General features: G+C 63.0%; 9 protein-coding genes. 5 read left to right on the forward strand and 4 right to left on the reverse strand.

Features of this window, described 5'->3' with window-relative positions; translation table 11 throughout:
• Positions 1 to 92: 92 nt before the first annotated feature.
• The 3 genes from DNK59_RS18985 to DNK59_RS19000 all read right to left on the reverse strand — a co-directional run bounded on the left by DNK59_RS18985 (position 93) and on the right by DNK59_RS19000 (position 4,842).
• Complete coding sequence (locus DNK59_RS18985) at positions 93 to 1,061, reverse strand: aliphatic sulfonate ABC transporter substrate-binding protein (protein ID WP_110724170.1); 969 nt, start codon at positions 1,059 to 1,061, stop codon at positions 93 to 95.
• An 828-nt stretch (positions 1,062 to 1,889) separates the two neighbouring features.
• Positions 1,890 to 3,176, reverse strand: coding sequence for a Zn-dependent hydrolase (locus tag DNK59_RS18995; protein WP_110724172.1), 1,287 nt, complete (start codon positions 3,174 to 3,176; stop codon positions 1,890 to 1,892).
• 175 nt (positions 3,177 to 3,351) lie between these two features.
• Positions 3,352 to 4,842, reverse strand: coding sequence for an NCS1 family nucleobase:cation symporter-1 (locus DNK59_RS19000; RefSeq protein ID WP_110724173.1), 1,491 nt, complete (start codon positions 4,840 to 4,842; stop codon positions 3,352 to 3,354).
• Between the two features lie 620 nt (positions 4,843 to 5,462).
• Here DNK59_RS19000 and hydA point away from each other — a divergent pair.
• The 3 genes from hydA (at position 5,463) to preA (ending at position 9,837) form a co-directional block, all read left to right on the forward strand.
• On the forward strand, positions 5,463 to 6,902 hold the full coding sequence (gene hydA, locus DNK59_RS19005; protein ID WP_110724174.1) for a dihydropyrimidinase: 1,440 nt from the start codon (positions 5,463 to 5,465) through the stop codon (positions 6,900 to 6,902).
• Positions 6,903 to 7,179: 277 nt separating this feature from the next.
• Positions 7,180 to 8,547, forward strand: coding sequence for an NAD(P)-dependent oxidoreductase (locus DNK59_RS19010; protein WP_110724228.1), 1,368 nt, complete (start codon positions 7,180 to 7,182; stop codon positions 8,545 to 8,547).
• Positions 8,548 to 9,837, forward strand: a complete 1,290-nt coding sequence (preA, locus tag DNK59_RS19015) for an NAD-dependent dihydropyrimidine dehydrogenase subunit PreA (protein WP_110724175.1) — start codon at positions 8,548 to 8,550, stop codon at positions 9,835 to 9,837. It abuts the gene before it with no gap.
• 65 nt (positions 9,838 to 9,902) lie between these two features.
• On the opposite strand, the gene DNK59_RS19020 is transcribed toward preA, so the two are convergent.
• Positions 9,903 to 10,523 (reverse strand): TetR/AcrR family transcriptional regulator, encoded by a 621-nt coding sequence (locus DNK59_RS19020; protein WP_110724176.1) that lies wholly within the window; start codon positions 10,521 to 10,523, stop codon positions 9,903 to 9,905.
• Between the two features lie 266 nt (positions 10,524 to 10,789).
• Between DNK59_RS19020 and DNK59_RS19025 the strand changes: the two genes are divergently transcribed.
• Together DNK59_RS19025 and DNK59_RS19030 are read left to right on the forward strand one after the other, a co-directional pair.
• Complete coding sequence (locus tag DNK59_RS19025) at positions 10,790 to 11,224, forward strand: GNAT family N-acetyltransferase (RefSeq protein WP_110724177.1); 435 nt, start codon at positions 10,790 to 10,792, stop codon at positions 11,222 to 11,224.
• Between the two features lie 132 nt (positions 11,225 to 11,356).
• A complete protein-coding gene (locus DNK59_RS19030; RefSeq protein ID WP_110724178.1) occupies positions 11,357 to 12,727 on the forward strand; it encodes an MFS transporter in 1,371 nt (456 codons plus the stop codon).
• Positions 12,728 to 12,730 lie beyond the last annotated feature (3 nt).

Consider the following 12,730-nt stretch of genomic DNA (forward strand, 5'->3'; position numbering starts at 1 on the left):
GCGGGATGGCGTAGCCGACGGTGAACAATAAAAGGGGGGGACCTGTTCGCCGGCAAGCCGGCTCCTACAGGCGAACGCGATCTAACGGCCAATTACAAGGATTGCGGACTCCACAACTGCACCGCTCGGGCATCCACCGGCTTGGGCAAGAGCTTTTCCTGGAAGAAGGCATCGGCGATTTTCTGCTGCTCGCCCAGGGCGTCCGGCTTGACCGCTTCGACCTGGTAGGTGCGGCGGCTGTTGGCCAGCTCCACCGTCGGCACGTCCAGGTTGCCCCACAGCGGACCCAGCAACTTCGCCGCCTCCGCCGGGTGCGCCTTGACCCAGGTGCCGGTCTTCTGCAGCTCGGCGAACACTTGCTGCAGCACCTCGGGATGAGCCTTGGCGTAGTCATTGGAAGCCAGGTAGTAACGGCGATAACTGGCCAGCCCCTGGCCGTCGTGCAGCACCCGCGCGCCCTGCTGGCGCTGGGCGCTGGCGACGAAGGGTTCCCAGGTGACCCAGGCATCGACCTTGGCGGTTTCCAGCGCCGCGCGGCCATCGGCCGGGGTCAGGTACACCGGCTGGATATCGGCAAAGCTCAAGCCCGCTTCGCGCAAGGCGGCGATCAGCAGGTAATGACTGCCGGCGGCCTTGGTCACGGCAATGCGCTTGCCCTTGAGGTCGGCCAGGGATTTGAGCGGCGAATCCTTGGGAATGACGATGGACTGGGCCGCGGGCGACGGGGTTTCGGTGGCGAAATAGGTCAACTGGGCCCCGGCAGCCTGGGCGAACACCGGCACCGTGTCGGCAACATCCGCGCTGATGTCGACATTGCCCACGTTCAGCGATTCCGCCAATGGCAGGCCACTGGTGAATTCATGCCAGGTGATGTTGACGCCCTGCCCCGCCAGCTGTTTTTCCAGGGTGCCCTGGGCCTTGAGCAGCGCCAGCAGGGTCGAGGATTTCTGGTAGCCGATGCGCAGGTTGGTATCGGCCTGGGCATTGAGGGCCATGCCCAGCGCCAGACCGGCCAGGGCGGTGATCGACAGGCTACGACGCAAAGCAAAGGGCAGGCGCATGGGGGCGGACCTTCTGGGAGACAGGAAAGTCGCTAAAAGCTAATCGATCTAATAAATCTAAAATAAATACTTTTTAGGAATTAGCTTAGGTTCGAGGGATGGGTTGAAAGTCGCGGAGGGTGAGATCGCACGAAAACAAGCAGGCTGATCCATCACCGCGGCTGCGCGGGCCAGCGCAGCCTCCTGGGCCTGGCGGCGACAGCAGGTCGTCCACCTGAGGCACCGAAGCGCTAATCATCACACCTTGGCGAGCCACCGAATGTCGTTTGGCGTAAACAGAAATAGCGACTCTTTTTCAGTGTTGCCGGGGCCACGGAGCAAGGAAGGACCGCTTGGTTGACCTCGATCGACAGCTGCTCGCCCTGTGTTCCTTCAGGCAATATCAGGTCGCACTGGTGATTACCGTACCCAGGTGACCAGCTGATATCGCGAACCACGCGATTGTCCATTTTCAGTACCAAGGGGCTTTGCGTGAGCGACGTACAGGCTTTCAAATCAGGGTGGGAAACACTGATTCGCACGCGGTCGTCGCTGCCGTATTGGGGAAAAAAGGGGATAAAGAATATCGCGAAGATCAGCCCTGAATGATTACGCCTCACGGACACGGACAACGGGTTGGGTCCGCAGGAAGCCTCTAGTATGGCGCTTTCATCACCATACGGTGTGGGCGAGTCGGTCCAGCCTCCCGGCTGGTCGACTCTCCAACTGTGCCCCCACTTGTAATCCGTACAGCCCCCCAGGCTCAAAGCCAGGGCCAGACAAAGCGCCATCCTGTGCATATTCGGCATCCCTTGCGAAAAGTTCGCCAGTGTACGCCAGCCAAACGCCTCACGATGCCCCGTGTAGGAGCTGGGCGATGGATTGGGAGGCGGCGAGCATGGCCCGCAGCAGGACGGCGCAGCCGGCAGCGAGGTCGTCGGGGTCGGCGTTCTCGATTTCGTTGTGGCTGATGCCGCCTTCGCAGGGCACGAAGATCATTCCCGCCGGGCCCAGCTCGGCGACGAAGATCGCGTCGTGCCCGGCGCCGCTGACGATGTCCATGTGGGACAGGCCCAGGCCCTGTGCCGCACCGCGCACGGCGTCGACGCACACCGGGTCGAAGTACAGCGGCGGGAAGTCCGCAGTGGGGGTCAGTTCGAAGCTCAGGCCGTGTTCTTCGCAGGTGTTGTCGATCACCTGGCGCACCTCGGCAATCATCGAATCCAGGCGCGCCGGTTCCAGGTGACGGAAGTCCAGGGTCATGCGCACCTCCCCCGGGATCACGTTGCGCGAGCCTGGGTAGGCTTGCAGGCAGCCGACGGTGCCGCAGGCGTGGGGCTGGTGGCCGAGGGCAGCGCGGTTGACCGCGGCGACCACCGCGGCAGCGCCCACCAGGGCGTCCTTGCGCAGGTGCATGGGGGTCGGGCCGGCGTGGGCTTCGACGCCCCGCAGCTTGAGATCGAACCATTTCTGGCCGAGGGCGCCGAGCACCACGCCTATGGTCTTGCGCTCGTCCTCCAGGATCGGGCCTTGCTCGATGTGCGCCTCGAAGTAGGCGCCCACCGGGTGCCCGCTGACCGGGCGCGTGCCGGCGTAGCCGATGGCATTCAGCGCTTCGCCGACGCTGATGCCCTCGGCATCGGTCTTGGCCAGGGTGTCTTGCAGGGTGAATTTCTCGGCGAACACCCCGGAGCCCATCATGCATGGCGGGAAGCGCGAGCCTTCTTCGTTGGTCCACACCACCACTTCCAGGGGCGCCTCGGTTTCCAGCTTGAGGTCATTGAGGGTGCGCAGCACTTCCAGCCCGGCCAGCACGCCGAAGCAGCCGTCGAACTTGCCACCGGTGGGCTGGGTGTCGATATGGCTGCCGGTCATCACCGGCGGCAGTTGCGGGTTACGCCCGGGGCGGCGGGCGAAGATGTTGCCGATGCCATCCACCGTGACCGTGCAACCGGCCGCCTCGCACCACTTCACGAACAGGTCGCGGGCCTGGCGGTCGAGCTCGGTCAGGGCCAGGCGGCAGACCCCGCCCTTGACCGTGGCGCCGAGCCGGGCCAGTTCCATGAGCGACTGCCAGAGGCGGTCGCGGTTGATGTGCTGATGACTGGATTGCAGAACCTCGACGGCAGCGTTCATGGTGATCTCCTCGGGCTGTTTCTGGTTGTGGTTGACGAGATCGGGCTCGTCTTGAGTGTCGCGATTTTCGCTGCCCTCCCTGTGGGAGCGAGCTTGCTCGCGATTAGCCAGCAGACATTACGCAATCCCCAGAGAGACAGCGTTGTTTGTACCTTCATCGCGAGCAAGCTCGCTCCTACAGAGTCGGGGTCTTGGCGGTGGCCGCCTGGGGGTTGCGCCAGGTGCACAGGCCGTAGTAGATCAAGCCGCCCAGGGCCGAGCCGGTGAACCAGCCGTAGCTGTAGAACCAGTTGAACGCGCTGCTACCCAGGGACATCAGGGTCAGGGCCACCGGTACACCGAAGGCGATGAAGCCGTGCCAGTTCCACGCCGGGTAGACGTCGTCGCGGTACAGCCCGGCCAGGTCCAGGCGCTGCTGCTTGATGATGAAGTAGTCCACCACCATGATCCCGGCAATCGGCCCCAGCGGGCTGGAGTAACCCAGCAGCCAGTTGGAATACACCGTCTCCAGGCTGACGTCGGACATCAGCAGGCCGAGCTTTTTCAGCAACTCATGCCCCATCAGCGCCAGCCCCACCAACCCAGTGAGGATCACCGCGGTGGTGCGGTCGATGAGCTTGGGGGCGAGGTTCTGGAAGTCATTAGTGGGCGAGACGATGTTGGCCGCGGTGTTGGTGGACAAGGTGGCGATGATGATCAGCGCCATGGCCAGGGCCACCCAGCCCGGGCTCTGGATGTGGCCGATCAGGCTCACCGGGTCGGAGACGGTGACCCCCACCAGTTTCACCGAGGCGGCGGTCATCACCACCCCCAGGGCGGCGAACAGGAACATGGTCAGCGGCAGGCCGAAGATCTGCCCGAGGATCTGGTCTTTCTGGCTTTTCGCGTAGCGGCTGAAGTCGGGAATGTTCAGCGACAGGGTGGCCCAGAAGCCGACCATGGCGGTGAGCCCGGCCATGAAGTAGCCAGTGACGCTGGCGCCCTCGGGACGCTTGGGCGGAATCGCCAAGAGCTCGCTGAGGGATACGTTGGGCAGCGCCCACACCAGCAAGCCGATGCCCACCGCCACCAGCAACGGCGCGGACAGGGTTTCCAGCCACTTGATCGACTCGGCACCGCGCAGCACCACCCACAGGTTGAGGGTCCAGAAGATCATGAAGCCGAGCACCTCGCCGGTGCCGCCCAGGGCCTTCCAGCCCTCGAAGATCGAGCCCAGGAACAGGTGGATCGCCAGCCCGCCGAACATCGTCTGGATGCCGAACCAGCCGCAGGCCACCAGGGCGCGGATCAGGCACGGCACGTTGGAGCCGATGATGCCGAACGACGAGCGCAGCAGCACCGGGAAGGGAATGCCGTACTGGGTGCCGGCAAAGGCGTTGAGGGTCAGGGGGATCAGCACCACGATATTGGCCAGCAGGATCGCCAGCAGCGCCTCGCCGACGCTGAGGCCGAAATAGGCGGTGAGCACCCCGCCCAGGGTGTAGGTGGGCACGCAGATCGACATGCCGATCCACAGTGCGGTGATGTGCCATTTGTTCCAGGTGCGTTCCTGGACCTTGGTCGGTGCGATGTCGTGGTTGTAACGGGGGCTGTCGAGTACGTCGCTGCCGGCGTCCAGCTCGTACAAGCCTTCGCGCTCGGTCACCTGGGATCTGATCTGTTGCATGGCCGCTCCACTGTTCTTTTGATTATTTTGCTCATCAGGCCAGTGCACCGAGGAACAGCGCACCGGACGATGGCCGGAGAACTTACGACTTCCACCCTCCTGGCCAGCGATCTGCGGCGGCACTCAATAACGATGCCAACTACTGCCGGATACGCGACTGCACAGTGTGCGGAATCCATGTAAACAACTGATGTGATTCAGTTTTATTCAGTCAACTTTGAAGCCCTCGGTTAGTTGCCAGTTCACTCAGGCCGGGTGTTTGGCAAGTTGTCCGTTCGGTCAGGACCCAAAGCAGTGCACGGTTATTTTCTTAGTTGCCTATTGGACTTCGCGGTGCCTCCTCAAACGGCTGATTTGACATAGGAAATCTCGACTATTTTTTGATCCTGTCAAGTGCGTCAAAATGGTGATGACGCGCACCATTTTGCGGATTTTGTTTTTTATTTGTTTAAATTCAACTACTTATAATCAATATAAGCTTATAAAAAATATTCTTGCTGTTTCTCTTAACTGCAGCTAGCGTCTAATCCTGACACCACTGACAGGATTATTAAGTTGTCAGTGCGTTCAATAAAAATCTAGAACCGGCAACAGTCGGTCATGCCTGCGAGGAACTCGGAATGTCTCTGTTGATCCGTGGCGCCACCGTTATTACCCATGATGAAAGTTATAAAGCCGATGTCTTCTGCGCAGACGGCGTAATTCGCGCCATCGGCAACAATCTGGATATTCCCGCAGGCTGTGAAGTGCTCGACGGCAGCGGCCAATATTTGCTGCCCGGCGGCATCGACCCCCACACCCACATGCAACTGCCCTTCATGGGCACCGTGGCCAGCGAAGACTTCTTCAGCGGCACCGCCGCGGGTCTGGCCGGAGGCACCACCTCGATCATCGACTTCGTGATTCCCAACCCCCAGCAGTCGCTGCTGGAGGCCTTCCACCAGTGGCGCGGCTGGGCCGAGAAATCCGCCAGCGACTACGGCTTCCACGTGGCCATCACCTGGTGGAGCGAGCAGGTGCGCGAGGAAATGGCCGAGCTGGTGCAGCACCACGGCATCAACAGCTTCAAGCACTTCATGGCCTACAAGAACGCCATCATGGCCGCCGACGACACCCTGGTGGCGAGCTTCGAGCGCTGCCTGGAACTGGGCGCGGTGCCCACGGTGCACGCGGAAAACGGCGAGCTGGTGTATCACCTGCAACGCAAACTGCTGGCCCAGGGCATCACCGGGCCGGAAGCCCACCCGCTGTCGCGGCCCTCGCAAGTGGAAGGCGAAGCCGCCAGTCGAGCGATCCGCATTGCCGAAACCCTGGGCACGCCGCTGTACCTGGTGCACGTGTCGACCCAGGAAGCCCTGGACGAAATCAGCTACGCCCGGGGCAAGGGCCAACCGGTGTATGGCGAGGTCCTGGCCGGGCACCTGCTGCTGGACGACAGCGTCTATCGCGACCCGGACTGGCAGACCGCCGCCGGCTACGTGATGAGCCCGCCCTTCCGCCCGCGCGGCCACCAGGAGTCGCTGTGGCGCGGCCTGCAATCGGGCAACCTGCACACCACCGCCACCGACCACTGCTGCTTCTGCGCCGAACAGAAAGCCGCCGGCCGCGACGACTTCAGCAAGATCCCCAACGGCACCGCCGGCATCGAAGACCGCATGGCGGTGCTGTGGGATGAAGGGGTGAATTCCGGGCGCCTGTCGATGCAGGACTTCGTCGCCCTGACTTCCACCAACACCGCGAAGATCTTCAATCTCTACCCGCGCAAGGGCGCGATCCGCGTTGGCGCCGATGCCGACCTGGTGCTCTGGGACCCCAACGGCACGCGCACCATTTCCGCCAAGACCCACCACCAGCAGGTGGACTTCAACATCTTTGAAGGCAAGACCGTGCGCGGCGTGCCCAGCCACACCATCAGCCAGGGCAAGCTGGTCTGGGCCGACGGCGACCTGCGGGCCGAACGCGGCGCCGGGCGCTACATCGAACGCCCGGCCTACCCTGCGGTGTTCGACCTCTTGAGCAAGCGCGCCGAGCAGCACAAGCCGATGGCGGTTAAACGCTGAGACCGGGGGCGTTGCCCCCTATCGCGAGCAAGCTCGCTCCCACATCAAAAAGCACCACCCTGTAGCAGCGAGCTCGCGATCCGGGCGCTCGCGCCCGCTTGAATACATGCCTGCCCCAAATCTGTAGCCGCTGCCGAAAGCTGCGAACGGCTCCGGGAGACGCGGGGATTTTGAGACCGCCGCAGGGTCGGCAGCGGCTACAGGGCGACAGGACAGAACGCTTTTCGTGAACACCCTTGCCCGTCAGAGGCAGATGAAAAACCGTGAGGCCAACACCGTGATCAAGACCTTGAACCACTTGCCCCGCCCGACCCTGGATGGCGCCACCCTCGCCGGTCATTTCAGCGATCTGGCGCCGCCGCTCAACGCCCGCCAGGCCCACCTGGAAGCCTCGCGCTGCCTGTATTGCTACGACGCGCCCTGCGTCAATGCCTGCCCGAGCGAGATCGACATTCCTTCGTTCATCCGCAATATCCACACCGACAACGTCCAGGGCGCGGCGCAGAAGATTCTCTCGGCCAACATTCTCGGCGGCAGTTGCGCCCGGGTCTGCCCGACGGAAATCCTCTGCCAGCAGGCCTGCGTGCGCAACAACGCCCAGGAGTGCGCACCGGTGCTGATCGGCCTGCTGCAGCGCTATGCCCTGGACAACGCGCACTTCACCGAGCACCCGTTCCAGCGCGCCGCGCCCACCGGCAAGCGCATCGCCGTGGTCGGCGCCGGCCCGGCCGGTTTGTCCTGCGCCCACCGCTGCGCCCTGCACGGCCATGAGGTGGTGGTGTTCGAAGCCCGGGACAAGGCCGGTGGCCTCAACGAGTACGGGATCGCCAAGTACAAGCTGGTGGACGACTTCGCTCAGCGGGAGCTGGAGTTCCTGCTGGGCATCGGCGGCATCGAGATCCGCCACGGGCACAAACTCGGCGACAACCTGAGCCTGACCCAACTGCATCAGGAGTTCGATGCGGTGTTCCTCGGCCTTGGCCTGGCCGCCAGCAAGCAGCTGGGGCTGGAGCATGAAGACGCCCACGGGCTGCTGGCCGCCACCGACTACATCCGTGAACTGCGCCAGGCCGACGACCTCAGCCAGTTGCCCCTGGCCGACCGCTGCATCGTCCTCGGCGCTGGCAACACCGCCATCGACATGGCGGTGCAGATGGCCCGCCTCGGTGCCCGGGACGTCAACCTGGTGTACCGCCGGGGTATCGAGGACATGGGCGCCACCGAGCACGAGCAAGAGATCGCCAAGGCCAATCAGGTGCGCCTGCTGACCTGGGCCGCGCCGCAACAGGTGCTGCTGGATGATCAGGGCCGGGTGCGCGGCATGCGCTTCGTCCGCACCCAGATGCACGAAGGCCGTTTGCAACACAGCGGGGAAACCTTCGAACTGGCGGCCGACGCCATCTTCAAGGCCATCGGCCAGTCATTCGATGACGCGGCCCTGGCCGATCCCCTGGCGCGGGAACTGCAGCGTTGCGGCGAGCGCATCCAGGTGGACGACCAACTGCGCACCAGCATTCCCGGGGTCTATGCCGGTGGCGACTGCATCAGCCTCGGCCAGGACCTGACCGTGCAGGCGGTACAACACGGCAAGCTGGCCGCCGAAGCCATGCATGCCCGACTCATGCTCAATGTGGAGGCTGCGTAAATGGCCGATCTGTCGATTGTATTTGCCGGTATCAAGGCACCCAACCCGTTCTGGCTGGCCTCAGCGCCGCCCACCGACAAGGCCTACAACGTGGTTCGTGCCTTCGAGGCCGGCTGGGGCGGCGTGGTCTGGAAAACCCTGGGCGAGGACCCGGCGGCGGTCAACGTGTCATCACGCTACTCGGCGCATTTCGGGCCCAACCGCGAAGTCATGGGCATCAACAACATCGAGCTGATCACCGACCGTTCCCTGGAGATCAACCTCAAGGAAATCACCCAGGTGAAGAAGGACTGGCCGGATCGGGCGCTGATCGTGTCGCTGATGGTGCCCTGCGTCGAGGAATCCTGGAAAGCCATCCTGCCCCTGGTGCAAGCCACCGGATGCGACGGCATCGAGCTGAACTTCGGCTGCCCCCACGGCATGCCGGAACGGGGCATGGGCGCGGCGGTGGGCCAGGTGCCGGAATACGTCGAGCAGGTGACCCGCTGGTGCAAGACCTACTGCTCGCTGCCGGTGATCGTCAAGCTGACGCCGAACATCACCGACATCCGCCTGGCCGCCCGCGCCGCCCATCGTGGCGGCGCGGATGCGGTGTCGCTGATCAACACCATCAACTCCATCACCAGCGTCGACCTGGAGCGCATGGTGGCCCACCCCATGGTGGGCAGCCAGAGCACCCACGGCGGCTACTGCGGCTCGGCGGTCAAGCCGATTGCCCTGAACATGGTGGCCGAGATTGCCCGTGACCCGCAGACCCGCGGCCTGCCGATCTGCGGCATTGGCGGCATCGGCAGTTGGCGCGACGCGGCGGAGTTCGTGGCCCTGGGTTGCGGCGCGGTGCAGGTGTGCACCGCGGCGATGCTGCATGGCTTTCGCATCGTTGACGAGATGAAGGACGGCCTGTCGCGGTGGATGGACAGCCAGGGCTACCACAGCCTGCAAGACTTCTCCGGGCGCGCGGTGGCCAACACCACCGACTGGAAGTACCTGGACATCAACTATCAGGTGATCGCCAAAATCGACCAGCAGGCGTGCATTGGCTGCGGCCGATGCCATATCGCCTGCGAAGACACCTCGCACCAGGCGATTGCCAGCCTCAAGCAGGCCGACGGCAGCCATAAATATGCAGTGATCGACGACGAGTGCGTGGGCTGCAACCTGTGCCAGATCACCTGCCCGGTGCAGGATTGCATCGAGATGGTGCCCCAGGACACCGGCAAGCCGTTCCTCGACTGGCTGCATGATCCGCGCAATCCCTACAGAGAAGCAGCGGCAAGCGGCAAGCGGTAACAGCAGCGGCAAGCTACAAGCCTGGAACCCACTTGCAGCTTGTAGCTTGCAACTTGCCGCTGCCCCTAGGGTTCGAGTCCGATGCCGCGCAGGATGACGCTGGTGACGGTCTGTACCGCGCGTTCGAATTGCAGATCCGACAACGGCTGGTGGTCGTTGAGGATCAGCACCTGATGGTCGAAGTCGGCGTAGTGCTGGGTCGAGGCCCAGATCATGTACAGCAGGCTGGAAGGCTCGACCGGCAGGATCCGCCCGTCCTCGACCCATTGGCGGATCTTGGCTTCCTTCATCTTCGCCCAGTCGTACAGGCTGGCGTCCAATGCCTCGCCCAGGGTCGGCGCGCCATGGATGATTTCGTTGGCCCAGACCTTGGAGCCATAGGGCCGGCTGCGCGAATGCTGCATCTTGGCGCGGATGTAGCTGCTGAGCACCACTCGCGGGTCGTCGAACATCTCGAAGCACAGGGCGTCCTGCTTCCAGACCTCCAGCAGGTCCAGCAGTACGGCGCTGTACAGCTCGTTCTTGGTGCTGAAGTAGTAATGCAGGTTGGAGCGCGGCAGTTGCACTTCTTCGGCGATGTCGGCCATGGCCGTGCCGGCATAGCCCTTTTCAGCGAAGATTTTCTCCGCAGCCAGGAGGATTTTTTCCACGTTGCTGCGACGAATCTCGATCTTGTGATTGCCCATGAGGGCTCCTGCGGAAACGGTCTGCCGGCAAGACTAGCATCCGCTCGCGCCTTGCGGGGAGCCGTCAGGGCCGCGACATTGCGCGCCACGGCTGGGTCTTTCGCCGCTGGCCCGTATTGGGTAGGATCGGCCTCCCGCTCATTTGCAGCAGCCACTGCGGTGCTCCGTCCAGGCGTTAACTCGCGACACGGGCATACAGGTCTCTGCCCGAATGCCGGCCCTGTCCCACCGCCGGCTATCTGTCCTGTTACCGATGGAACACGCTCATGAAGATTCGCCCTCGCGTCGCCGCGGACGACGCCCTGCTGACCGCGCTCTGGGAGCGTTCGGTCCGCGCCACCCATGACTTCATTGCTGAAGACGACATCCAGCGCCTGTACCCGCTGATACGCGACAGCTACCTGCCGGCCCTGCAGGTACAGGTCTTGGAGAACCCCGACGCCAGCCCCGCAGGCTTTATCGCCACCAGCGACGACACCGTACAGATGCTGTTCGTCGAACCGGCGCAACGCGGCCAGGGCATCGGTCGAAAGCTTCTGGATCAGGTGCGCCGCCCCGGCCTCAAGGTCGACGTCAACGAACAGAACCCAAAGGCCCACGGTTTTTACCGCCACTACGGTTTCGTCGACTGCGGCCGCTCGGCAACCGATGGCGAAGGAAAGCCATTTCCGATCCTCCATATGCAACTGAAAAACACCTGACCGGCCCTTGTCGGGGGAGCAGCCCTCCCTCGGCAACTGCACAAATAAGCCCCAGCATTCGCACAAATAACGCCAAGTGTCCGCCGAGCGCAGTTCTTAGAATCAGGTTTTCTCTTGTCGCGGATAACAACAATGAATACGCCAACCGCCGCGCTCTGTGCGAGCTACAGGGTCTTGGGTGCCAAAGAGAAGATCGGCTACGGGCTGGGCGATCTGGCCAGCAACCTGTCGTTCGGTTTCGTCTCGCTGTTCCTGCTCTACTTCTACACCGATATCTATGGCTTGTCCGCCGCCGAGGCAAGTCTGGTGTTCGTCATCGCCCGGGTGGTCGATGCGCTATTCAACCTCCTCATCGGTTACGGGGTGGACCGCACCCGCAGCCGCCATGGCAAGCTGCGCCCCTACCTGCTTTACGGCGCCCTGCCCCTGGCTGGCCTGAGCATCCTATGTTTCAGCGCCTGGGACATCGAGCGTAAATTCACCTACGCCCTAGTCAGTTACACCCTCTATTGCCTGGCCTATACCACGGTCAACACACCCTACTCGGCGTTGACCAACCGCATGACTCAGCATGAAGGCTCCCGGGCTTCGCTGTCGGTGTATCGTTTTGTCCTGGCGGTGATTGGCTACCTGATCGTGGCCACCAGCGCCGAGCATCTGGTGGCGCTGTTCACCGAGCCCAGGGACGGTTACGTCTTCGCCGTGAGCCTGTTCTCCCTGTTGGCCACCTTCTGCTTCATCGCCTGCTTCGGCATGATTCGCGAACGCGTGGACCCGCGCCAAGACAGCCCGACGCCGTCGATCCGCGAGATGCTGCGGGCGGTGCTCGACAACCTGCCCCTGATCCACCTGTCGCTGTTCACCCTGTTCTTCTACATCGCCTATACGCTGTGGATGGCCATGGCCGTGTACTTCATCAAGTACGTGATCGGTGATGAGAGCTTCAGCCCAATGTTCTTCGCCCTGCAGACCGCCGCCTACATCCTCGGCACCGTGCTTTCGGAGAAACTCATCGCCGTGCTGGGCAAAAAGAGAATGACCCTCGGGGTACTGCTGCTGGGGATCGGTGGGCTGCTGACGCAGTATTGCTTCGCCGCCGGCAACCTGCCGCTGACCCTGCTTTGCATCGGTCTGTACAGCATCGCTCTGGGCGCCGGGTTCGTCGCCATGTGGTCGATGATCGCCGACACCGTGGAATACGCAGAGTGGAAGAACCACTGTCGGGCCGAGGGCGCCATCTATGGCTTTTTCAACTTCGTGACCAAGATCGCCATGGCCATGGGCGGCGGTCTGGCCGGCCTGTTGCTACAGCTTTCGGGTTACTCGGCGGCCCAAGTGGATGACCAGACGATCGACGGCATTACCCTGGCGATGACCCTGGTACCAGCGTTGATGTTCGCCCTGGGCTTTGTCTTCGTGCTGTTTTACCCCCTGGACGAAGACACCTATCGCAACCTGCTGCAGCGTATCGAACAACGCAAGCAAGCAGCCCCAGTCCGCTGACCT

The organism is Pseudomonas sp. TKO26 (assembly GCF_003225665.1).
Taxonomy (GTDB): Bacteria; Pseudomonadota; Gammaproteobacteria; order Pseudomonadales; family Pseudomonadaceae; genus Aquipseudomonas; species Aquipseudomonas saponiphila.

Bases quoted from the DNA above. Each gene is read 5' to 3' on its own strand.
- DNK59_RS18985 (WP_110724170.1), bottom strand. From the start codon at position 1,061: ATGCGCCTGCCCTTTGCTTTGCGTCGTAGCCTGTCGATCACCGCCCTG.
- DNK59_RS18995 (WP_110724172.1), bottom strand. From the start codon at position 3,176: ATGAACGCTGCCGTCGAGGTTCTGCAATCCAGTCATCAGCACATCAAC.
- DNK59_RS19000 (WP_110724173.1), bottom strand. From the start codon at position 4,842: ATGCAACAGATCAGATCCCAGGTGACCGAGCGCGAAGGCTTGTACGAG.
- hydA (WP_110724174.1), top strand. From the start codon at position 5,463: ATGTCTCTGTTGATCCGTGGCGCCACCGTTATTACCCATGATGAAAGT.
- preA (WP_110724175.1), top strand. From the start codon at position 8,548: ATGGCCGATCTGTCGATTGTATTTGCCGGTATCAAGGCACCCAACCCG.
- DNK59_RS19020 (WP_110724176.1), bottom strand. From the start codon at position 10,523: ATGGGCAATCACAAGATCGAGATTCGTCGCAGCAACGTGGAAAAAATC.
- DNK59_RS19025 (WP_110724177.1), top strand. From the start codon at position 10,790: ATGAAGATTCGCCCTCGCGTCGCCGCGGACGACGCCCTGCTGACCGCG.
- DNK59_RS19030 (WP_110724178.1), top strand. From the start codon at position 11,357: ATGAATACGCCAACCGCCGCGCTCTGTGCGAGCTACAGGGTCTTGGGT.